This is a genomic window from Dryocola sp. LX212 (assembly GCA_041504365.1).
Lineage (GTDB): Bacteria > Pseudomonadota > Gammaproteobacteria > Enterobacterales > Enterobacteriaceae > Dryocola.
This window is the reverse complement of record CP167917.1, coordinates 879,905-902,966: the sequence shown is the minus strand read 5'-3', so window position 1 is coordinate 902,966 and position 23,062 is coordinate 879,905. Positions and strand designations below refer to the sequence as shown.

Here is a 23,062-nt window from a genome sequence, read left to right as displayed (position 1 = left end):
TAGACCTGGAGGCGTTTTTGTTTACCATTGGAGCTGCACGTGAAGAGACAAATAGATTTCGGGAACTACTCGAAAAATGCGATCCGTCAACAACCTACCTCATCCCTCACGGCTTTCCTGTCATAAGTAGCAAGCTTTGCTTAATGTTACTTTCCTTCCACTTTCTACAATTATGGCCCGAACTGGAATTGAAAGGGGTCACTGGAGTCACCGGTAAAAATGGCGCGATTACTCACTTCTGGCTGGAAGTGGGTGATTACGTTATTGATATCACAGGGGATCAATACAACGTCATCAGCACCAGCGAACTAAACGAAGCTATCGTAAAAAACAGGCCTTTTGTGCCTGTTCACGTCGCTCACCAAAAGGACAGCTATCTCTATAATTTATTTAAAATACAAGGGACTGAACTCTTAACCTATGGTTTTCCGACAATCGGTAATGATTTTATTGATGAGATGGAATGCGATTATCGCCAGCTTGTCGGGTGAGGATGAATAATGCAGACCTGTACTTTTATCGGCAAGTCTGCAACTGAAGTTCTATTTGTCGCTCAAGGATCGCTGTATTAGCTGGCTTGTGCCAAAGTTGCGATAACCGTCATGGAAGTCTTTACTGTAGTCTTTGGCCAGATAGGCTACCCGTAGCAGAAAGTCATAATAATCAGCACTTAACGTTAACGCATCATCCCGAGTGAACCACGCGCTGTGATTCTTCGGAAAATGCGGGAGATAAGCATATTCAGGATAATCAAGACCAATGGCGCTGCACCAGGCTTTCTGTATCCGGGTCCCCATATTATCAGCGTCAGGCTTTGTATAATCTCCCAGATAGGCATAAACCTCTTTGTCAAATAGCAGAACCAGATGGTAGTGAGGGTGTTCCCCGGTAACACGCTCTCTGGCCCAGATATAACCTAGTGGCACAGGCTCACCAGCCCTGCCAGAACGCTTGTGCTCTTCCCTTAGCTGACTTTTAAGGGATTCTATAGCCCGAGTAATGGCTTTCTCATCATCTTTCTGAAAGCATGTCGGTAAGTCTGGCTCATCTGGCACATGGGACTGAGCAAATCTCAGGTCAGCTCGTAATGCAAATACCCGGTTATAGTTTTCCAGATAATTAGATATCACAGCAAGTGAGCGACGAAGCATATAGCGTGATAACCGGGAGTCATATTTCTTTTCTGCTGCCAGTAGCAGGGATTCAAATTCTTTTTCAGATAACTCATAAGGTGATCTCATAATAAATTACTCAGGTAATATTCATTGATTAATGGGTAGCAGTGGGCTACCCACGTGATTAGGCGTACAGTTCCTCTCACAGAGATGGATTAGCTATGCTGGTATCTGGTATAGTGATCGATTGGTTAACTGGTATCTAGGCATATGTTAATAAGGATATATATTACATATACCGACTAACCAAAACTAAGAAACGTTATTATTCGCGACACTCTAACCCGCAGCCAATCAGGGTTTATGAGCAGCATAACTCGTTGATAAATAATAAAAATCACTCTGAAGTTATTCAGGCTTAGCCAGCTTACTCAGTGCCAGTGATCCAGACTGGTATATGGGCGTATTAGTTTTCTCAGCTAGTTCAACAGGATCCATTTCTGAACCAGTAAATTTGACATAATTTATACCCGCCACTTCGAATAGTTGCACCTTCCCTTTCGACTCAAGTTTTTCCAGCGCTGGTATCAACCTCTCAGCACGCCTGACTGAATTCGGACCCTTTTTGATAAGGTCATTTCTTCTGAATTCGAAAGATCTATTTTCTACAAGATGCGACTCTAACCAGAACAATATTTTCTCTTCATCGCTAAGCTCTCTTGTGGAATCAATTTTTGTAATGGAATGATTTACAAACCAGTCAGTCAGATTTAAAGCAGACAACAGATTTTCCCTTACAATTTCTGTCGAATCAGGGTCACCAGTAACCTGAAAAATACCTGCAATCCTGAGGCTCTGCTCGATAAAACGAGCAGCTATATCATCATAGTGATATAAGGCACCGCCAGGCTTCATCAGCTGCTGCAAACTCAACGACGTTTCATCCATTAGATCCTGCGCGTCCGGGGCAAGGGTAAGTGCAATATACTCATCGTCATTTTCTCTTCGCTTAACACCGGCGTCCATAAGCTGTGACATGACAGAATACAGCTCCTGAAGCAGGCTTTCATCCCTAGCACTGTGCTCATTGTTAGTATATGGCTCTGTAATCTGCTCCATATCTATCATCAGGGTACGAGCCAGCAATCCTGTGAATCTGATACTGGCCCTTTTCCGTTTGCTGGAATTGTCATACGGATGAGGCTGCATCATTAATAAAGATGAAAATACATAATTTTCAATAACAAAGCTTTCCCGTGATACCCTGTTAATGGTGACTTTATCCCAACACCAGAATGTATTGAAAGGTGTGGGGTCGTTGTACAAACTACTCGTATACACACCTGCTGCTTCATCGTTAAAAAGAGCTTTATTCTGATATCCCATCCCGATTTCTTTAGTGAGCGCTTCGCTTGTCGGGTTTGTTAAAATAATGGATTTCCTTACTGGTTTCTGCGGTTGGCGGCTGATACACTCTTCAAGTTTTCTGCGTGTTTCAGCCGTATCTCCCCCTTGACTCAGCGCTTTTTTGTAAAGCTTATTTAATACTTTAAACTCAGCCTGCCAGATAATGACCCTTCGTTCATACTCCTCAAGCTCGACACAATACTCGTCTTCAAATCGCCGCTCCTGTTGCTCTACAGGAATCTTGAGCAACCTGTATATTCTTGACTTACCACTACCAGACCTGGAGAGCAGCAACAGGTATAACGCCAGAGGAAATCGCTGTTTATTGCCCAACTGAACGCAAAACAGATCCTGGCAGGCCAACCCCAAAAATGCTAATAACGTAACGACGATAATCTCAACAGCCACACCTGTGATGTGGTGTAGGTACAAAGTCCATCGCCTGATATGACGTGGCAGAATATCAAAATTCAGGTTAAGCTCATGATTAATTTCATTTTTGTTGCTCATTGCATCATCCTTTATTTTTTTGCAAAAAAATTAAACGGTTCGGGAAGCGATCCACTCGTCAATAGCAGTAGATCGCCAACCGACAGATGCTGCTCCTAGTCGGACTGGTTTGGGGAACTCAGCATCGTAGTACCTCGATTTCGGATTCAATTTTTCGTAGATACTTGAGCGCGAGATCCCAAGAATCGCCGTCAACTCAGTCATGCGCAGGATGCGTAGCGAGTGTGTTTTTTGTGCACTAACGTTCGACATTTTCACTTCTCCTGTTGGATGTCTTTGGCTCGATTCGAAATTTGCCATAACATCTCGGATAGTGTCCGCGTAGAAAAACGGAAACCAAACGGAGGAAGCTAAGTGGGAAATGCATTTGCAAAACTGATGTACGATGTCTGTCAGACCTTGGGTGTGTTCAGGGAAGGGAGTAAACAGCGGGATAGACGTGCATATGGGAGTTTTTGGCGGCATCAGGCATTTTTTAATCAACGCTATAATGAGATAATAAAAATAATTGATAAAGAAAGGGTCTTCAGTGAAGAAGATCGACGAGTTTTGTTCTATAAATACGAAATGCTTTATAATCAAATTATATCTTACCCCGTGTTCAGAACTCTGACCCGGAGCCAGGTATTCGAGCGTTATATCCAGCTCGGGGTTTCTTCATGCCTGGCACTTGATATACACAAAACTTTCAGCTCAAGTAATAATAATGGATTCTATTTTCACATTGATAGCTTCCTGTTAAGTAATCATTGCCCAACATTGGAAAATAGTGAAAGGGATATCACCGCAGGGGTAAGAAACTATTTACGTGGTATTTTCAAAACAGATGATGAGATTCATAAAAACATTCTCCTTCCACTATTTGAACGAATTAGAAACATCCGAAAAAATAGCAACCCGAGAAAATCATGGATGAACATCGTCATAGATGAATGTATTGAATATTCCCAAAAAACTCTAGACGATGATGCGTTTGATGATATTAAAGTTCGCTTGGATAAATTTAAATCTGCCTACGCCTCTCTTCGAATCCTACTAACTTTTGAACGAAGAACCGGCCTGACTAAGTATCTTTCCAGTGCTTACAAATATCTCCACGAGGGAGATGGAATGAATGACAGCTATTATTCAGCATTAAATCAGTATCTTTATGAATCGAAACACTTCGATGAGAGACTGCTGGAATCATTAGTCGAAGAGTTTCAGAAAGAAACGAACAAACATGATTTGATAGAGATAAATGAAGATACATGGATGGATATCAAGGTAATCTGGCATCTTGTTTTCAGCTCTCTTAATGGTGATGTATTTTCTGAATTAGATTTAATTGAGTTGGCTATCAATCTTAAGAATGCTCAAAACTCTTTTGCGCTTAAACCATATCTGGCCTTAACTGAAATAATACATAGAATTTGCATTGATGATTTAACTGAAGCAAAGAAAAAAATTGATGCTATTTCACTTAATGAACTACCTACTGGCTTCATCTCAGCAGCTATCAGTGTTATCAGGATTGCTCTTAACATCAAATTAAAAGGGAAGACAATAAAAAATGGAGAGTTACTCTCTGATATAAACACAGTTTTATTACATCGAGGCGTTTTTACTGATCATATCAATATCGACCGCAAATTTAAACAAGCCGATTTGATATTAGTTATGTGCGCCAATAATTTGATAATAATGAATGCGATAAAACAGTATAATAACATGGTTCAGATGACAAGTTTCTACAACGAGATTGAACTTTCTGCCATCCACCCACAGTCTATTACAGGAATTCTGGATGAAGTTGAATCTGCATTGGGCAAAATAAATAAACGGCTTGATGCAGCCGATAAAATTATTAATAGCGAAGAACTGTCCAAGTTAATTATAGATGAGAAAATATTAACTGTTCGGGAGTGCAGACAAAACCTCGTAAGCTATTTGAATGAATTTACATTGTACAACTGCATTCTTAACCTGAATTATATAAAACCTTACCTGACACTCCCCGGGGAGAAATTAGTTAATATCTACGGACTTGTCGGCAATTCAGAAGAACGTGTAATAAAACGAGAATTTTTAGCTGAGGCTATCAGAATTGTTAATGAGAGAGAAGGTCAAATTAAGCCTTTAGCTGAAGGTGAAAAAGCTCAAAAAATGGCGCTAATACACGATCTGAGCAGTGAGCTTTTCAAATATGATGAGTGACCCCCTTTATCCCTGCTACAGCTGCTACGTGTAGCAGCTGTAGCAGAGATGTGTGTTTCATTTTTTATTTTTCTGCTCGTATACTACGCCAATATATTGGCTATTTTATAGCCTTCAAACAATATTGACCTAGTGCGTTACAGATATCATACAAACCTTGAATCGCGATATGCCGAAGAGCCACAACCATTTCGTAAGTCGTAGATGCTATCCGATCCCTTTAAGCAATAATTTAATGGTGCCATTAATCACCACCTCCTATGGAGGTGGTTTAGGCAAAAAAAAGCAAATTATCATCCTTTCAATGTTTTTCAACTATTGAAGAAAGAAATCCACAGTCATGAGGCTTATCAAAACCAGAGGTGCTTTTGACATATTCAGTAATCAGCGCACCAATAATCTTAACTGCATCTTTGTTAGTTGTAATGAAGCCCAATGGCATCGTCACAGGCAGCGTTTCTGGTTGAGAAATATGATAGATAACGGCAGATAACTCATCCTCAAGATGAAGGATCTCAACATTACCATCTAACAATCCTTCAACTAGCCCTTTAGCGCACGCGTGGAATTGCCCAAGTTCATGCTTCCACTGTTTGGCAACCCAGGCATCAGCTGCATCCTGGACGGGTACGTACAGCACCGGTTTATACAGCCGCTTATCCTTCGTAGCCGACCTGTTAAGAAAATCGCTCAGGCTTGAGATAAATCGGACGCTCTTTGACCAGTAGGGATCTGATGGAGCTACCCAGACGAACGGGCTACCGCCATAATCGGTTTTGTCTCTGATACGCTGATTGAGCACCGGTGCCAGAGCTTTCTGCAGCTTTTCCCAGTTGTTTTTAGAATAAACCGGGCCTAAAAAAGTCGTCCTGCCAGAGTCTGAGTATTCTTCCAGCGCCTGCATATCCTTGATAAATAATGGATTAAGTTGATTCGTTTTAGAGTCAAACAGCTTAAGCGTAAGGTCATCGTTTATGGATACCATGGCCTTAAAAATACTCATGGTATTGTTATGCCGTGATAACCTAGCTATCTCAACAGCCATTAACTCATGAACACATTCCGAACTGTTTAACTGTTCATAGTCTTCACGCTCGACAGCCTTACCATCGTTATCCATTTTAAATTCCGTTGTTAAACGGAGCGGTATTTGCCGCAGCTTATTAACAGAATTAACTGTATAGATAGAAGGTTGTTCTTTACCTCCCTGAACCTGCAAGTGAGACAGATAACCTTTATCCAAGATTTGATTAAACTGGTACTGAAAGTGCTTCTCAACCAGTTTCTCACTTTGAGAAATGTTGTTGTCATCAACCTTTAATGTTAACCCTCCCCTCCAGTGGTCCTGGAAAGTTTGGTTGCTGAAGCAGCTAAATGTGGCTAAATCAAAGGATAAGGTACCACCACTGTCCTGGATAGTTGAAAGGTGCGGTATCTCGCCAACCTCAGAAAAATAGCCATTTGATTTGTCGGTTAAAGTCAGTCTGCCGTCTGAGGAGAGCGTCAATTCGCCACGCTGCACAAGATCGGAAATCGCCTCCTCTGTCTCACGGTGGGTCAGGCCGAAATAGGTTGCTATTTGTGCTTTGCTCATCGAGGCTACATGAACAAGTCTTAGCACAAACTCCCGGATGAATGGCAGCCCCTTCTGGGAAACATAGGAAAACTGAATGTTAAACCTCTGTGCGGGCAGCAGGAAGTCAACCTCGTGATAGGTTACTTTGTTATCAGATATCATTTCTTTTTGCCTCCCTGCTGAGCGGAGAGGAACCTGTATCCAGCTTCCTGACCTCGTTCAGCCATATAACTTACAACTGAGCCTAATGGTAGTTCTTTATTGTTTCCCTTCCAGATATCGGCATTACCCACAATCAACAGGCGATCCATTGCGCGTGACATCGCAACATTTATACGGTTTGGAGCTCGTAAGAAACCTGGGCTATGCTGCTTATCCGAACGCGTCAGTGACAGGATGATGATCCGGTTTTCCTTACCCTGATAACTGTCAACAGTGTCAATTTTAACAATGTCCTTAAATCCCTCGCTCCAAATTTCCTGATTGAATTTCTGACGGAGCAGCCGCTTTTGTTCGGCATACATACATATCACGCCGATAGCGGCTTCATCTTTGTTAACGAGATTTGAAAGCTGAGCGACAAATTCTTCATTCTCTGATACCTGTTTAAGAACAGAAATAATCTCGTCAGCTTCACATCGGTTGTAAATGCTTGTTCCGCGATCTTCAAGATGATGTGCCCGGTGGCCCAGATTAGCAGTATCAAGCCAGGTTACGACGCTACATAACGCTTCTGGAGCGTGCTGATAGACATCCGGAATTGCCCGTTCTCCATTCAGAAGCTTCCTGTCATAGAATGTCTTCGATACGAGATCACCAATCGGTGGAGCCATACGGTACTGGGTCAGCAGAGCTGCACTCGCTTGCGCACCATAAGCAGAGTTGAAGGCACGGGCAAAGTCACTTCGTAATACCTCGTCAATTTCAGTGCGAGAGTTATTGATACCCAGCTTTCTCGCTAATGCCGCTTTGTGGGCATCTGAGTACAACGGGGGAAGCTGCAGGTGGTCACCCACCAACAGGATGCGTCGGGCCGACTGCATTGCAATGGCCAGCTCACTTGCAATTGAGCGTGCTGCTTCATCAATAATCACCCAGTCGTAGATATTCTCCTGAATGCCAATGTGCCCTTGTCCAATACCAACACATGTGCCAGCCACTAACTGCCTGGAACGCGAATAAAACTCGTCCAGATTCACTCGCTCTCCCGACATAGCATCCTGCATATCACGGGATATTTTAGCTAATGCCTTTACCCGTCGTGCCTCATCCGGTCTGACGCCATAATCCTTACACAGCCTGGAAATTAGAATGTCTTTTGCTGCAGAGACCTTCGCGTCTTTATCCAGGTTAATCCCATACTCCTGACTCAGCCTGGAGCGGATGGCAAAATCGAGTTCGACTGCAATATCTTTCAGTTCACCGATCTCTTTTGAATCCGTTAAATCGTTAACTTGATAGAGCAATTTCTCAAGGTGATCGATTTGCCTGAACAATCTGAGTTCCGCAAGTACAACTCCCGAAATAAACCCCGGCTCCAGACCAATGGCTTCACTCAACGCTTCAACACGGTACTTAATTTCAGCATTAAATAGTTCACGCTTCTCCGTTGTGATCGCGTTTGAATACACATCTTTCAGGCCAGGGGAAACGGCCCCTTCCCTGTTGCTGAACCTGACAACGTCCAGCTCTGTACCAAGCCGGGAACAGTGCTTTCTGATGCGCTCGGCCGCTGTATTTACAGCCTCGTGTGACTGGCTGACCAGTAAAATGCGTTTGGTATTCTGCTTTTCGATCAGATAGTGGACAAAGGCCGCGATAAACTCGGTTTTACCGGTCCCCGGCGGCCCCTGCAGGAGGGAAAGAGGGCCATTGTTGACCAGTTTGTTAAACGCCTTTCTTTGCTGTTCATTCAGACTAATCTTGTTTCCGTGCTGATCTTCACGGTCGTATCTGGCAAAATCGTCATCGCTGAGAGTGATACCATAATTTTGAGCCATCTGTTTGCAGGATGGGTCGAACAGGTCAATTAAGTCAGGCAGCACACTTTCTCGATCTAGGAGACGTTCCAATGCGCGTTTACGTTTCTGATAAGATGCCCGATCCTGCCTTGTACGGAAGAAGACAATATCAGAATCCTTCAGCCTGTAGGCTGCTGAACGCACTTTGACCAGGCGGATCTCTTTGAGCTCCGACTTCTTAAGTGACACCTCACCTATAAATCGCTCAACACCTTCCTGATCGACCTGTAAGGCTTCGACTTCATCACTACTTCTGAAAGCGCCAAGTGGGTCAACGTCTGCAGAGTAAGGGAGAAGAAGCTCTCCATGAGCATCTGCAACCGGGACCACCTCCCCGCTGACTTCAATGTTTGGATATGATTCTGTTTCAGTATCCAGAATGGCGCGCCACAGCTTCACCGTCGGGATTTCCAGCACTTCTTTTAAATCAGGTTCAAGCGCCTGCTTATCAAGTCTTGCAAAAGCATCTTTTAGCTGAAGCGTAAGCGGATTCTGTTCCTGAACATCTTCAGGTGCGGCAATCAACTCGATTGCCCGCGTAAAAGATTCTTCTTCATTAAGCAATACTGTCAACGCTGACATATCCTGCGGACTACCGGGAATAATCCTGATGCCAGTAACAATTTCGAACTGACTTTCATCAATATCTTGCTTACGAATTGTGGCGCGAGCCCATGGCCTGAAACCATGAATCAGCGTCTTCTGATCCTTGTTGAACACTGCAGTAAAACTGCCACCTATCCCGGTGAAAGTCACTTTTACTTCAGCTGGCACTTTAGGATTTGGCTCAACTTTGACATACAGATGCCCGTTATCAGGCAGGACAGAGATTATTTCATCGGCGTTTCCTACAGTGATATCTATCAGGGGTTGTTCTGGTGCCTGGTCATTACTGTCTATCGCTTTTTTAAACCGGCCCAAATCCTTAAACCCAAAAACCGGATCTTCCAGCTCTGCTCGGATGGCATTCGCAATAGTAGGATAAATGTCTGATTCCTGCCCCCATGACATGCCTAATAACTCGCAGGACATCTTCATCACTGCATAGTTGTCGCGTTCAAAAGAAGTACAATTATCGATGTATTCAGGGCTGTAGCTGTGGTTTTTAGGTTCGTCACCGGACGGTGAAAAATCGGGGATATCGATGAGGAAAAGCGAACGACTCTGTGTCCCAAGCATCACATTGCCTGGGTGGATGTCCCCGTGAGAAACCCCCAGACTGTGTAAGTGCTCAACGGCGGCGACAAACTTATCAATGAGGTCGATTTTTTCATCATTCGGGACGACCATTTTATCCCAGGTTTCTCCCTGTACCTGATCCGTGACCATGTACAGACTTGATGATTTGGATGCGATACCGAATTCACGAATTTGAGGCAGATACGTTGGTTTAACTAAAGAAAGCTGCTCAAGCTGTTTTAGAAATTTCAGAACTTGGAAATTAATTGAAGGATCGTCTCCCTGCCCCCCCACGTTCAGCCAGGCCTTCACGAGTCTTCCACCCGAGATATAGACTTCTTTGTCGGATGTTTCTACCAGAAAGTCATCGTCTTCCCGGTACTGGCGAGAGTGGTTAATAGCATGCCGATAAGGATCAAGCTCAGTATCATCAAATGTAGGGATCGCATTGCCCGCAGGTTCGGCTTGTTTCAGGGCATCGAAGAATTCAGTCGCGGAAGCAAATTTTGCAGCAACGGCATCAAGTAATACATCTGAATACCAGTGCTGACTATTTAGCATATTGTCCTGTACTGTCTCAAGACTCTTAGGCGACATGCGCTTACCGCTTAATAAGTGCCACGCTACAATGCCCAGGGCATGAACATCCTGCTGAAAAGGCGTAAGCTCGCCCTCATCAAGCATATCTTTTATCTCGACTGCGCCTACGGATAAAAGCTTACGGTAGTCGCCGACCGTTCCGGCTGGCCGGTGGTACGCCGAAATAAAGTTCGAAAGTGCGACTTCTTTTGAAGGTGAAATCCACAGGCTGTGATCGGCGATATCCCTGTGCGCAATTTTCATCTCATGGAGATCGCTAAATTTCGCAATGAGCAGTTTGACCACATTCAAACGGTCCATATCAGAAAAGGCCTTGCCATATTTTCCGATAAATTCATTAAACCTGACATGGCCCGGCGGAAGCTCATAGACTTCGCAGTACTCTGCCGTCACCTCGTCTTTCTGGAAACTCGTCAGAGACCTCAGGCAGTGGTTATACAGGTCACGGTTCTGGTGATTGATGTGCTGTAACACTTCGCGCTCACGTGAAACGATCTCAGCTCTTCCTTCCGGCGTGTACGCTTTCGTTCCTTGGATGTTCCGGAAATTCCATATTCTGAGCAATGCTTCGCTATTTGCTGATATTTCTGATTTTGCCAAGTATTCCCGATACACCTTTTTAGGATGTTCGAAAATCATATCCTTAGCTTCGAAGCCATTAACCCTCAGGGCTTTTGGCGCTGTCTGAGGCCCTAAGAAAAGGTTATCAAAAAGGGGAAAATCTTTGTTTAGAACCTGGGAGCCTGGATGGGGTCTGAAGTAGTTGTTGAATGTGTTGCGATCAGCAAATTTAAGAAAATCTGTTAACGAGATTGTATGGTGAAGTTGTTCTTCCGGTAACTCACTGAAGTCCGCATTGCCAGTCATCACAACAAAAAAATGTACAAATGGAACATAGCCTTTGTTCGTAAAACGGTCTGCCAGACGCTTGAGTTTATTGTCCAACGTGAACTTTTTGCCACGGGTCACGCTTACCGGCGAGCGTCCCATGTTCTTATCACCCTTATACCAAGTCTCTCCGCGCGCAGTTACGGGTTGATGGTTCCAGTCCTTCAACTCAACAATGATCACATTACAATGCGTAACAATGACTAAATCAAATTCACCTTCTTTTTTTGCCTCAACAAAACGAAAACCTGCATAACCTTTCCAGGGGAACATTCCGTTGACGGTATAACCATATCTTTGTAGCTGCTCGCCAATAGAACCTCCACGAACAGGCTTGTCAGACTTGGATAGATTATCCGAAAACGCAGCCTTTATTTTCTCAATAGCTGCCACTTCTTGCTCTTGTAAACCGCCATCCCACATTTCTACTTCCAACGGAATCCCCCCCTAGGACTTCAAACTGATTTATCTAGTGATCCTGACTAATCATCTCAGTAGTGCTTTGTAGTTTAAGTAAACAATGCCCACTATCGCCGTTATTCTCTCTGGAAGTAATATACCTGCGAACTGTATTGGTGATTTTCATCATAATGCGTGAATTCTGTCCTATGCCTTCACCAGCTTCGCAGACATGGGGTCATAGACATACCCAATGATGCTACCATCCTTGATACGTGCTACAGCCTCATCGATGACGAATAACGGAACGAGAAACCATTCCTCGGGCTGCACTGGATGGCCGAAACGGTCATTAATGGTAATGTTAAGCCGTGCGGGTGCGAACAACCTGTGAAACAGGTTTTCCATCCGGGTGCGGTTGATGCCTGCAAGCTTGTATGAAGCTACCACCTCGACCTTCGCTAACAGATAGGTGGAATCGTGTTCCGCATTGGCAATACGCGCCTCAACTTTGCCGCCAGTAACTCCAATCTTGTGAATGACATCACGATGTTCAGCTACATAAGGGTTATCAGATAGCGAACGCAACACATAAATGGTGCCACTTTCTAGATCGCTCTCTTCTAGAGCATCGCTGAATAAAGGCCCCATGTCTGGATCGGTAATTCGGCGTGCTGTTTCGTCTTTATACAAAGCACGAACCAGTGACAGCCGAAGTAGGTTGCTTTCCGTACCATTCGAGTAAATGACACGCAGCCGAGCATCTTTCTTCCCCTGTGGCGAATCGAACTCTTCACCTTCCTCAGCCACATAAGCCGTTTGACCATCTAGGATGAACCAATGGCCCACTTCAATCGTTGCATACTGTCCAAAAGGTCGGGTCACTCTTAACCCTGAACTTAGATCACTGCGCACCTGTTCAAATAGCGGTTTGAATGTATCAAAATCCTCGCACGGCTTGCGATCCGCGATCCCTTGTACAGCACGCTTTTCGGCGCTAGCACGAACATGACGCAAGACTGTGATATCGTCCTCGCTGGTAACATCCGCCAGTTCGGCAGCCAAATTATCGATATCGATAAATTCGTCCGCTGACTCCGCTCCATCCCCCCCTCCGGCCAACAAGCCCTGATGATCCAGCGGCTCTAGCAAGGCACGGCAGTCTGGGAGACTGCGTAGCCGGTCGAGCCGCACTGCATAGAGGCGCTCAAAGATCTCACGCTCTTCGCCGTGTTGCGGCGCACGTCCATGTTGGTCAGCGAAGCGCTGGATTTCCTCAAAACCTGCGATGATGCGTTCCTCGCTGGCTGGACGTCCTTTTTTCTTCTCCGGTGGTGCAAATTCAGCAAGTTCTGCCGCCAAATCGTCTAAATCAGAATTACTCATAACGTCCCTCCGCCCTAAAACGCATAAACGCGGCTGCACCTTCTGCAAGGTGCTTTTCCCAGGCATCCGCCGAAGTTAACGATGGGAGTCGCCCACGTTCACGTTTAAATTCAGCAGCACGCTTGGCGATCACTTTGGCATCTTCAGGCGTGATCGAGGTACGCTTGGCCGAGATGGCCGCCGCGACCTGCTTCAAGCTATCTTCGCTCATTGTCTTAGCAAGTATGGCGTAGGCTTCACCAAAGGGATTGATGCGGTCGATAAGGTCTATGTCTAAATCGCGTACGTCCATCGCAAAGCGACGCACTCCGTCAATAAGGGCAGTATTGAGCGTCCCATCGTTCTCGCCGTTGACAATACGCTTGGCCTGCTGCGTGAGGTTAAGGGCGGCGATAGCATGCTGACGTACAGCTTCCTGATCTTCAGCATCAAGTTCAGGATACTTTTCTTTGATGATCTTACCCATACGAACCTGTGTTAACTCTTCAGGGATCAGCTCTTCATCGAACAGACCTCGTTCGATGGCGGGCTTATCCTGCACAAAGGCCGCGATCACTTCGTTTAAATCTTCCTGGCAGATGCGTGCCGCTTCTTTGCTCTTGGGCTCGGCAAGTCCCTTAATCTCGATTTGATACGTCCCTGTCTGCTCATTAACACCAAAATTGCAGCTATCCGGGTCATATCCTCCATCACCATAATCAAAGCCTGGAGTCGGGCCGCTTTCTGGATTCTTGGGCTTAAACTCGAAGCGCGGAGCCAGTACCTGCTCCATCAACAAGCTCGCCGCGATAGCTTTCAAGGTATCGTTGACTGCCTCAGTAACTGCGCCCTCTACAGCGTCCGGCTCGGCGATCAAGTTAGTAAATCTCGCGCGGGTTTTACCCGGAGCGTCACGAGTGGCGCGACCGATAATCTGCACGATCTCAGTCAGGCTAGCACGGTAGCCCACAGTCAGCGCATGTTCGCACCAGATCCAGTCGAAACCTTCCTTCGCCATACCAAGTGCAATAATGATGTCCACATAATCACGGTCTGTCTTCATTTCTACAGCTCGAAGGCTTTCCTGAATCTTGCCTTGGCTAGTTGGGTCCACCAGATCAGCGATACGCAACATTCGGCCATCGCGGCATTTGACTAACTGGAAACCTGTCGCAGGATCCGCACCTTGCCAATCGCCAAGCGCGCCAAGAATATGTTCCACTTCCTTAATTTTATCCTTCGTGCTCTCGCGCGAATTGACGTTGGGTATATGGATAATGGTCTTCTTGTCAGGATCGAGGACATTAAGGATGTCATCGACGTAGGAGCCACTGTAGAAGAAGTAGCCGATGTCAAGTTGCTTGAGGTATTCGTAACCGTTGAGTTGTTCGTAGTAGGTATAGGTGACGGTATCGAACCTGGACTCATCCTGAGGAGCCAAAACGGCCTCCGCATCACCCCGGAAGTAGGAGCCGGTCATGGCAACGATGTGTGTCTTGTCACGCGCGATGAACTGCCCCAGATGCTGACCAAGCTTGTTATCCGGGTTAGCTGACACATGGTGGAATTCATCGACGGCGATCAGGCGATCGTCAAACGCTTCTACGCCGTAGGCATCGACCGCGAAGCGAAAGGTTGCGTGTGTGCAAACAAGCACCTTGTCGCTACTTTCAAGAAAAGAGCCGAAAGCTCTTACCTTGCCACCGTTGTCGTTACCGGGCGCGTTGCATAGGTTCCACTTAGGTTCGACATGCCAATCAGCCCAGAATCCAAACTGCGATAGTGGTTCATCGTTGAAGCTCGCGCCAATAGATTTTTCCGGCACGACAATGATTGCCTGTTTGATCCCCTGGTTTGCGAGTTTATCGAGTGCGACGAACATCAGCGCACGACTCTTGCCAGAGGCGGGCGGCGACTTTATGAGAAGATATTGTTCTCCGCGCTTCTCATAGGCCCGTTCTTGCATAGGGCGCATCCCAAGGGCATTAGCCTTGGTCGATGCTCCGTTGCGTGCATAAGTAACGGAAACGGATGGTACTGAATTGATCTTGACGCTCATATGTTGGCTCCTTCTTAACTCTTTTTTCCCTTAGCCGGTACAGCCGAGGTGGCCGTCTTGATATAGAGGTCGAACAGCTTCTCAAGCCTCTCGGTATCATTCTTAAAGCGACGGCCGATGTAGATGCGTTCAAGCACTTCGTCGTTGCGAGCATGCGCGGCACGTAGATCAGCGGGCATATTTTCGGGGTCATACAGCTCTGCAATTGTTGCTGGGAAATGATGTTCTCGCGCCAGCAAAATGTCCTCGGCACAGCGTGTTAAGTCTTCCTTATTCTTATCTGTAAGCATTGGCACCGGAAAAGTGTTCCAACCCATTTTGTTTGAGTAACTAAATCGTGTTTCTAGCTTTCCACAGACGGTGCTAATCCAGATTAGATGCAATCTTGATGCTATTAGTGCCAAATTAAACAAAGATCCATCATAGATCGAATAAGCAAGGTTATTTACTGTAGTCCGCTCATCGAATAGAGCCACGGGAAGGTATTCCCGATTCTCAGAACTCCGGATTGGAACAATTATTACCGACTGATTTCCACACTTCATCTCACAAAACTGATGCGGTCGAGTGGCCATAGAACGCGTTGCCTGCCGCTCGCTCTTTAAGCGCCATTCTTTGACTTTATTGATCTGCGCTGAGACTGCTGGAAACGATGTGGCCAGCGCAAAATTCTCATTCTCAATCCAGAGACAGTATCTCTCGCTACCGTTAATTACCTCGCTCGAACCTAAGATTTTGCGCGTGATCGTCTCTCGAACATCCTTTGGGATGCAAAGGGCTTCAATCCCCTTACTATCGAAAATTAGATGACCGCCTTCGTATGGCTGATTACCAAGTACCATCGGGGCGCAGCCAGGAGGAGGATCAGATTTCTTGTTTATAAAGATGTCTGCATTTGGAACCAAGTAGGCATTGATATTATCTACCTCTCTCTCGACTATTCCCTCACCTTGATGCTCAAATAATCTACACTTCGTTCCAAAACTACGCGTCAACCCAATTACAACGACTGTTACACCAGCATTGTGGGTTGCAAGGTTAGACCATTTGAAAGATGTGTACGCGAACGAGATCCTGACACCTAGTCCCATTATCAGTGGCCACAGCACAGGAACTTGGTTCCCTTGACAAATTGAGTTTGTACTGACGAAAGCGGCTGCTCCATTTACATGGGAGAGGTACTCCGCAGTTTTCACGAACCATGCGCTCACGTAGTCGAGCACTTTGAAAGTTCCAGGATATTTAGAAAAGACAAACAATAGATCTGCCTTCTGTTCAGCGGATTGATTTTTGGTTCCTTTATAAGGAGGGTTTCCACAGATATATGTTTCGCTGCCTTCATGTTCAAACTCGATTTCAGCTTGATCAAGTGGAGTTTGCAGGATATCGTCTGAAACCACCTTAACTCCTGAGCCACTCACATCCATTAAGCTATACCAATCGATCCGCAGCGCATTTCCACAAGTGATCCAATTCTCGCTGCGTAGTGGCAAGAATTCGGCCAAGGCCAACTTCTGCCCACGATAGAGTACATCACACTGGTATTCTGCGATAATCAACGCAAGGCGGGCGAGCTCTGCCGGGAAGTCGCGCAGCTCAATGCCACGAAAATTTGTGACCGGAATATCAGATGGGCGATCAGGTTCGCCTCGCCTCCAGTTAATCTCAGCTTCAATGGCACGCATTTCTTTATAAGCAATGACCAAAAAGTTGCCCGAACCACAGGCTGGATCAAAAATGCGTATACGGGCGATACGCTTGCGCAAATTGAGCAAAGCGCGTGGATTTTCGCCCGCATCTTCCAGCTTTGAACGCAGTTCGTCGAGGAATAGTGGGTTCAGTACCTTCAGGATGTTGGGAACACTAGTGTAGTGCATCCCTAATTCACCGCGCTCTTCATCTTCGGCAATTGCTTGAATCATCGAGCCGAATATGTCCGGATTTATTCTGGTCCAGTCCAGATTGCCAACGTGAAGCAGGTAGGAGCGCGCGATACGGCTGAAGCGCGGCACCTCTTCCGTACCTGAGAACAAAGCGCCGTTAACATATGGAAATTCTGCAGCCCAGCGCGGAATACCTACTGCGGCACGCTCATAGTCTGGAGTGTTCATAGCACGAAAGAGCGTGCCGATGACCTCGTGCATATTAGAAGCATCGCGCTCACTCATCTGTGCAATGGTGTCAGTAAAGCGCCCCTTGCCTATGAATATGTCAGTATCTTCAGCAAAAAAACAGAATATTAGACGCGCCATGAACTTATTCATGTCATGACGACGCTCCGCAGTACCCCATTCAGGGTTGTCTTTCAGCAGTTCAACGTAAAGGCGGTTCAGGCGGCTTGTAGCCCGGATGTCAAAGGCGTCTTCGCTGATCTGCCGAACAGTGCTGATACCTGCCAGTGGCAAAAAGAAACCGAAGTGATCGGGAAAGTCTTTAAAGGCACAAGCGACAGTCTGGCCGCTGATGAGGTCTTCAGCTTCGAAGTCTTTTCCATCTGTGGCGAGGATGAATTTGGCCTTGGCTTTGCCTGTTGCCGGGCTGGCCTTGAGTGAAGCAAGCATTTGTGTTACTTGCCCTTCTTCACTAGCCAAAATGTGAATGTTATTGGTCTGAAGAACGCCGCCCAAATCGGACTTATTCGATGCTCCGGCTCGCAAGCGTTTGATAGTCGTTTCCTTGTTACCAAAGGCTTCAAGGAAAGCATAAGGAAACTCTATGGGATCAAAGGGTTGCTCTGCAAGATCCGTGATGGCTTGTTCAATTTCTACGGCGTTCATTTGCTTACAGTTCTCCATTGGCATGTGACCGCCCTGCTGCTACTGGTGTGCAGTGAATTCATGTCATATCCTAGGTTTTCTTGGAAATTTTTGACCGTAAGTTTAACAGAATAGAACCCAGCGCTGTAGCTGATTCAGTCTCAGATCCACGTTTCAGAAAGCCCTATTATGTATTTATGGCGAGAATTTTAGCATTGAGATATTTTCGATAAAATATACATATTTTCAGCCAATTAAAGACTGCTAAATTCATGGTATATGAGACGCTCGCATGTGAGTAACTTCCGTTCTTATTTCTGGTTTTCTTAAAACGTATTAAGGTTGCACCGAATATGGTTTTCCCCGCTGACCCTGACCCGGTTGACTGTTCAGTCAGCTATGACGTCAAGCACATGACGAAGGTAGCTTTCTGGATCCACGCCGTTTAGTTTGCACGTCCCGATCAGACTGTACATCAGCGCTACACGCTCACCTCCGTGGTCTGAGCCGAAGAACAGCCAGTTTTTTCTCCCCAAACTGACCATCCGCAGCGCCTTTTCAGCGATGTTGTTATCGGCTTCTGTCCAGCCATTGCCTGCATAGTGCGTCAGGGCCGGCCACTGGTTAAGGGCGTACGCGAACGCTTTCGCCAGCTCTGAGTGTCGTGACAGGGTGTTCATCTTTTCACGCAGCCAGCTTTCCAGGGATTTCAGCAGCGGTTTCGCTTTCTGCTGACGTTCAGCAAGACGTTGCTCCGCCGGCATTCCCCTTATTTCCGCCCCGATGGCATACAACCCGCCGATACGCTTCAGGGCATCCTCCGTCAGCGCCGACGGCGTGCGGGCGTACACATCGTGGATTTTACGGCGGGCGTGAGCCCAGCAGGCGGCTTCCGTTATCTGGCCACCGCGGTACAACTCGTTGAATCCTGCATACGCATCCGCCTGCAGCACTCCCCTGAAGCCGGCAAGATGGGTCTGCGGGTGGATGGCTTTTCTGTCCGGGCTGTAAGCGAACCACACCGCCGGTGCGACTGCTGACCCGGCGTTGCGGTCATCACGAACGTACTTCCACAATCGCCCGGACTTCGTCTTCTTATTGCCCGACAGCAGCATCTGGACCGGGGTATCATCGACATGGTGTTTGCCGTCGCTCAGGACATAGCCCCGAAGCGCCTCCTCCAGCGGTGACAGCAGCCTGCAGCATGCATCCACCCAGCCCGACAGGAGGGAGCGGCTCAGTTCCACACCCTGGCGGCTATATATTTCAGACTGGCGGTACAGCGGGGTATGCTCTGCATACTTTGAGCCCAGTACCCGGGCCAGCAGCCCCGCTCCGGCGATACCCCGCTCGATGGGACGTGAAGGCGCGGGGGCCTGCACGATAACGTCGCATTTTGTACAGGCGTGTTTTTCCCGCACGGTCCGGATAACCCGGAAGGCGCTGCGCATCAGCTCCAGCTGTTCAGCAGTATCTTCACCCAGCCAGCGCAGTGAATCGCCACAGTCCGGGCAGCATGATGCCGCCGACAACAGCCGTTTTTCGTCACGAGGGAGTGATTCGGGGAACGGTTTACGGGTGCGGGTCTGGCGAAGCGACCACGCTCCAGCCGTTTGGTCAGCAGACACAGCCTGTCGCCGGTAGACCACAGCAATTTTACCTGACTGCCACTGCAGCCCCGAAAGATGAAGACTTGGCCGGACATCGGGTCGTCTTTCAGTGCCGTCTGCACTTTTGCCGCCAGCCCGTTGAAGCCGTTGCGCATGTCGGTGATACCGGCAACCAGCCAGATTTTAGTGCCTGCAGGAAGATTTATCATACAGTCCCTCGCATCAGTTCGCGCAGGACAGTGGTGATGAGTTCAGTTGAGGGATGAGTCAGTGTTATATCTCCGCCCCGACATTTTATGTGACAGGCAGTCTGAGGTGAACAGGATGGCGGTTCGGGCGTTGGGGGAGATGGCTCTGCCCGAAATTGCACGGGTATGAGAGCAGGAAGCGACGATGCGTTTTTCCGTGGGTGGCAGACCCGCCCTTCACGTTGCCAGAGCCTTATCCATTTAAAGAGCAGGTTGTCATTGACATCATGTTGTCGGGCCAGCGCAGCAACACTTCCTTCTTTTTCAAGTGCCAGCCTGACCAGTTCCATTTTAAACTCAGGGGAATATCGTTTTCGGGGAAGTCTTTCTTTGGCGCGCATTAGGTGTCCACCTGCAAATTAAGTGGGGGCTTAAGTTACAGGATAGTGGTTTCAGAGCCAGACGTTTTTGAGACAACGCTTACTCTAAACCCAAGCGTAAATGTCTATTATTGGCAAAATACCACCAGCCAACATGAGCTGTGATGTAAAGTTGACACTGCTACAGTTACATGAGCCTGCTTATATTCTAAATAAATTCAGATAGATATTATCTCCGTGAATCCCCCGCCTCCCTGACCGGAGCGCGGGAATTTTTGTTTTTCACGCTGAGAACCCTGTATGAATAAAACTGATGGCCTTCAGGCCCTGGAAAAACCGCTGGCGTCGCTTCCCGATACGCTTCGCCAGCTTATTCTTGAACGTATTCAGAATCTGACCCACTACGAGCCGGTGATTGGCATCATGGGCAAGAGTGGTGCCGGTAAGTCGTCGCTCTGTAACGAACTCTTTCGGGGGAAAGTCTCCGCCGTCAGTGATGTGAACGCCTGCACCCGCGACATACTGCGCTTCCGGCTGCGCAGTGGTCGTCACAGTCTGGTGATTGTTGATTTACCGGGCGTGGGAGAGAACGGACAACGGGACCATGAATACCGCGCCCTGTACCGGCGTATGCTGCCAGAGCTTGACCTGGTGCTGTGGGTCATCAAAGCTGATGACCGTGCGCTGTCGGTGGACGAGCAGTTCTGGAACGGTGTGATGCAACCTTACCAGCAGCAGGTGCTGTTCGTGCTGAATCAGGCCGACAAAATCGAACCCAGCCACGAATGGGATACTCGTACCGGCACACCTTCACCACAGCAACGGGAAAACCTGAAGGCGAAACAGGCCGCCATTACCACGATGTTCACTCCCCGTCATCCGGTCTGCGTGGTGTCAGCGTTGACCGGCTGGGGCGTGGAAGCGATGGTGGCAACCATGATGCGCTGTCTTCCGGACCGCGCCACCAGCCCGCTGGCGACACAACTGCACGGGAGGCTCTGCACGGAGCCGGTAAAGTCGCAGGCCCGTGACGGCTTCGGTGAGGCGGTAGGCCGGGTGTTCGATACGGCTGAGTCATCGTCGTTCCTGCCCGCCCCGCTGAAGGCGGTGATTCGTACCGTGCGTGATGTAGTGGTGTCGGTGGCGCGGGCTGTCTGGGATTGGATTTTCTTCTGAATGAGTAAAAGGTCGTCAGGATGGTAGTGGATGACTCTGTTTATTCGCAGCCTGATAGATGATTATTTTCAGGCAGACATAACCTGTCTTAACCAGAAAAAGATACCACCAGTCATAAGCGCGTCACCACTGCCGACGTTGCATCCACACAGTCTTCTTGCACCAGGCGTTTCGCTACGTATGACGGACACAACCTGTCAGTCCCATCCTTTACAGTAATACCTTCTTTATTAATCAATTACCCAACACGGAGATAATACATGTCTCAGGCTGAGCGTCGTTATGACCGCCTGTCTGTCCGGCTTTCTCTGATTATCAGCCGTCTGCTCGCGGGTGAAACGCTGAATATGCGCAAACTGGCCGCTGAGTTTGGCGTCTCGGAGCGTACCCTACATCGTGATTTCCGCGAGCGTCTGATTTATCTCGACCTCGAATATCAGGATGGCTGCTGCCGTCTGCTGACCGGAGGCCGTCAGGAGATTCGGGAGGAGGCCGCAATGCAGTTTGCCCGTCAGTCAGGCACTGGCGCGTTGTTTCCTGATATGGACCACCATCTGGTCAATTCATTGCTGAGCAGCAAGGACTCCTCGCCATGTCTTATCTGGCATCCGGGGGCATCCGTAACGTCTTCCCGCCCAGGCATCTTCACACGACTGGTCAGGGCGGTATCAGAAAACAGGAAGGTAACCCTGCTGGCTGACGGATGCCGTTGCGACAACCTTGCCCCCTACCGACTGATTTTCAGCGCCGGTGGGTGGTTTCTGGTGGGGGAACACCTTGCCCGGATAACCGTTTTTGCACTGCACACAGTTCACTCCGTGACGTTTCACGCGGAAACCTTCACACCAGACGGACATTTCACCCGCATTCTGTCACACCCGGATTTTTTACAGGCGTTACCTCATTTTCATGTTTTTCATTCACTACTCGCTGACGGCAGTTACGGGCAGCTTACCCATAAGGAACAGGCATGAAATTACTCACCTCGGCGGCGCTGGCCGCCAGCCTCTGCATTACCTCTGTGACCCCGGCCATCGCAGAAAATATCGTGGGTTCAGTTAAGGCCTGGCAGTACATGCAGGCTGATGGCTGGAAATCCGCTGATGGATACGATGATAACCGCATGCATAACGAGTTATACCAGGCGGTCGTTCTTGATAATTATCCCTGGACGAATCACTTTCTGCTTCGTAGCAGAGGCGGTAGTTCGCTTTATCTGGCAGACAAGAAAGCTAAAACTGTCAAATACATCGATATAAAACCTCGCGACGAGTATCCGTTACATCTTCAGGTAGTTTATCGGGGAACTGATGACGGGAGTGGCTGTTATTTCGCCATTGTAGATGACCGAATGGCAAACTACTGGACGATTGTTGAAGATCGTCTTCTCTATCAGGACCCACCTGTTGAAGACGTAGATGCGAAAGCTGCTGAGCTTAGAAAACAACTCACGCCGGAAGTCGTGATGATGGTGAAGGATAATTGTATTGACAAACAGCAGCAGGCTGCACTGGCAGCTAAGCGTTCTGAAAAAGATCGAGAGTTGCAACAGTGGGTAGCGAAACAGAGCCTGGCGGAATTATGCCGTCGTACCGGCAACTGCTGACCCGCTGAAAACAACCATAACAGGGAGTTTT

At 47.5% G+C, this 23,062-nt stretch carries 14 protein-coding genes and 2 pseudogenes; 5 read left to right on the top strand and 11 right to left on the bottom strand.

Annotated features, from left to right (window positions below; translation table 11 throughout):
* The first annotated feature begins 17 nt into the window (after nt 1-17).
* Nucleotides 18-491, top strand: coding sequence for a hypothetical protein (locus ACA108_04325; protein ID XEX96769.1), 474 nt, complete (start codon nt 18-20; stop codon nt 489-491).
* Between the two features lie 51 nt (nt 492-542).
* On the opposite strand, the gene ACA108_04320 is transcribed toward ACA108_04325, so the two are convergent.
* The 3 genes from ACA108_04320 to ACA108_04310 all read right to left on the bottom strand — a co-directional run bounded on the left by ACA108_04320 (nt 543) and on the right by ACA108_04310 (nt 3,236).
* Nucleotides 543-1,241, bottom strand: a complete 699-nt coding sequence (locus ACA108_04320) for an inovirus Gp2 family protein (GenBank protein XEX96768.1) — start codon at nt 1,239-1,241, stop codon at nt 543-545.
* Nucleotides 1,242-1,523: 282 nt separating this feature from the next.
* On the bottom strand, nt 1,524-3,032 hold the full coding sequence (locus ACA108_04315) for a DUF3987 domain-containing protein (GenBank protein ID XEX96767.1): 1,509 nt from the start codon (nt 3,030-3,032) through the stop codon (nt 1,524-1,526).
* A 30-nt stretch (nt 3,033-3,062) separates the two neighbouring features.
* On the bottom strand, nt 3,063-3,236 hold the full coding sequence (locus ACA108_04310) for a helix-turn-helix transcriptional regulator (protein ID XEX98016.1): 174 nt from the start codon (nt 3,234-3,236) through the stop codon (nt 3,063-3,065).
* Between the two features lie 150 nt (nt 3,237-3,386).
* Between ACA108_04310 and ACA108_04305 the strand changes: the two genes are divergently transcribed.
* The gene (locus ACA108_04305) at nt 3,387-5,228 is read left to right on the top strand and encodes a hypothetical protein (GenBank protein ID XEX96766.1); all 1,842 of its coding nucleotides are present in this window, start codon (nt 3,387-3,389) and stop codon (nt 5,226-5,228) included.
* 301 nt (nt 5,229-5,529) lie between these two features.
* Here the strand turns inward: ACA108_04305 and ACA108_04300 are convergent, their stop codons facing one another.
* The 8 genes and pseudogenes from ACA108_04300 to ACA108_04265 form a co-directional block, all read right to left on the bottom strand.
* Nucleotides 5,530-6,966, bottom strand: a complete 1,437-nt coding sequence (locus tag ACA108_04300; GenBank protein ID XEX96765.1) for a hypothetical protein — start codon at nt 6,964-6,966, stop codon at nt 5,530-5,532.
* Nucleotides 6,963-11,915 carry an AAA domain-containing protein gene (locus tag ACA108_04295; protein ID XEX98015.1) on the bottom strand — a complete coding sequence of 1,651 codons (4,953 nt, stop codon included), beginning with the start codon at nt 11,913-11,915 and terminating at the stop codon, nt 6,963-6,965. Before ACA108_04295 ends, ACA108_04300 begins: the two co-directional genes overlap by 4 nt.
* A gap of 183 nt (nt 11,916-12,098) precedes the next feature.
* Entirely contained in the window at nt 12,099-13,277 is a 1,179-nt protein-coding gene (locus ACA108_04290) for a GIY-YIG nuclease family protein (GenBank protein XEX96764.1), read from the bottom strand.
* Nucleotides 13,270-15,315 (bottom strand): DEAD/DEAH box helicase, encoded by a 2,046-nt coding sequence (locus ACA108_04285; protein XEX96763.1) that lies wholly within the window; start codon nt 15,313-15,315, stop codon nt 13,270-13,272. The genes ACA108_04290 and ACA108_04285 overlap by 8 nt, the downstream gene beginning before the upstream one ends.
* A gap of 14 nt (nt 15,316-15,329) precedes the next feature.
* Nucleotides 15,330-18,092 (bottom strand): class I SAM-dependent DNA methyltransferase, encoded by a 2,763-nt coding sequence (locus ACA108_04280; protein ID XEX96762.1) that lies wholly within the window; start codon nt 18,090-18,092, stop codon nt 15,330-15,332.
* 368 nt (nt 18,093-18,460) lie between these two features.
* Nucleotides 18,461-19,669, bottom strand: a pseudogene (locus tag ACA108_04275) (IS66 family transposase).
* Nucleotides 19,654-19,890 (bottom strand): annotated as a pseudogene (gene tnpB / locus ACA108_04270) (IS66 family insertion sequence element accessory protein TnpB). Before tnpB ends, ACA108_04275 begins: the two co-directional pseudogenes overlap by 16 nt.
* The gene (locus ACA108_04265; protein ID XEX98014.1) at nt 19,887-20,219 is read right to left on the bottom strand and encodes a transposase; all 333 of its coding nucleotides are present in this window, start codon (nt 20,217-20,219) and stop codon (nt 19,887-19,889) included. Before ACA108_04265 ends, tnpB begins: the two are co-directional and overlap by 4 nt.
* Before the next feature lie 330 nt (nt 20,220-20,549).
* On the opposite strand from ACA108_04265, the gene ACA108_04260 reads away from it, so the two are divergent.
* The 3 genes from ACA108_04260 (at nt 20,550) to ACA108_04250 (ending at nt 23,031) form a co-directional block, all read left to right on the top strand.
* Nucleotides 20,550-21,425: a GTPase family protein gene (locus ACA108_04260; protein XEX96761.1), complete on the top strand. Its 876-nt coding sequence runs from the start codon at nt 20,550-20,552 to the stop codon at nt 21,423-21,425.
* Nucleotides 21,426-21,685: 260 nt separating this feature from the next.
* Nucleotides 21,686-22,399, top strand: a complete 714-nt coding sequence (locus ACA108_04255; GenBank protein ID XEX96760.1) for a helix-turn-helix transcriptional regulator — start codon at nt 21,686-21,688, stop codon at nt 22,397-22,399.
* Complete coding sequence (locus tag ACA108_04250; GenBank protein ID XEX96759.1) at nt 22,396-23,031, top strand: hypothetical protein; 636 nt, start codon at nt 22,396-22,398, stop codon at nt 23,029-23,031. Before ACA108_04255 ends, ACA108_04250 begins: the two co-directional genes overlap by 4 nt.
* Nucleotides 23,032-23,062: the final 31 nt, after the last annotated feature.

What these genes read in the sequence shown, in the direction of transcription:
- ACA108_04260 (XEX96761.1), top strand. Translation starts at nt 20,550, where the DNA reads ATGAATAAAACTGATGGCCTTCAGGCCCTGGAAAAACCGCTGGCGTCG.
- ACA108_04255 (XEX96760.1), top strand. Translation starts at nt 21,686, where the DNA reads ATGTCTCAGGCTGAGCGTCGTTATGACCGCCTGTCTGTCCGGCTTTCT.
- ACA108_04280 (XEX96762.1), bottom strand. Translation starts at nt 18,092, where the DNA reads ATGAACGCCGTAGAAATTGAACAAGCCATCACGGATCTTGCAGAGCAA.
- ACA108_04295 (XEX98015.1), bottom strand. Translation starts at nt 11,915, where the DNA reads ATGTGGGATGGCGGTTTACAAGAGCAAGAAGTGGCAGCTATTGAGAAA.
- ACA108_04265 (XEX98014.1), bottom strand. Translation starts at nt 20,219, where the DNA reads ATGGAACTGGTCAGGCTGGCACTTGAAAAAGAAGGAAGTGTTGCTGCG.
- ACA108_04250 (XEX96759.1), top strand. Translation starts at nt 22,396, where the DNA reads ATGAAATTACTCACCTCGGCGGCGCTGGCCGCCAGCCTCTGCATTACC.
- ACA108_04290 (XEX96764.1), bottom strand. Translation starts at nt 13,277, where the DNA reads ATGAGTAATTCTGATTTAGACGATTTGGCGGCAGAACTTGCTGAATTT.
- ACA108_04320 (XEX96768.1), bottom strand. Translation starts at nt 1,241, where the DNA reads ATGAGATCACCTTATGAGTTATCTGAAAAAGAATTTGAATCCCTGCTA.
- ACA108_04300 (XEX96765.1), bottom strand. Translation starts at nt 6,966, where the DNA reads ATGATATCTGATAACAAAGTAACCTATCACGAGGTTGACTTCCTGCTG.
- ACA108_04315 (XEX96767.1), bottom strand. Translation starts at nt 3,032, where the DNA reads ATGAGCAACAAAAATGAAATTAATCATGAGCTTAACCTGAATTTTGAT.
- ACA108_04285 (XEX96763.1), bottom strand. Translation starts at nt 15,315, where the DNA reads ATGAGCGTCAAGATCAATTCAGTACCATCCGTTTCCGTTACTTATGCA.
- ACA108_04310 (XEX98016.1), bottom strand. Translation starts at nt 3,236, where the DNA reads ATGACTGAGTTGACGGCGATTCTTGGGATCTCGCGCTCAAGTATCTAC.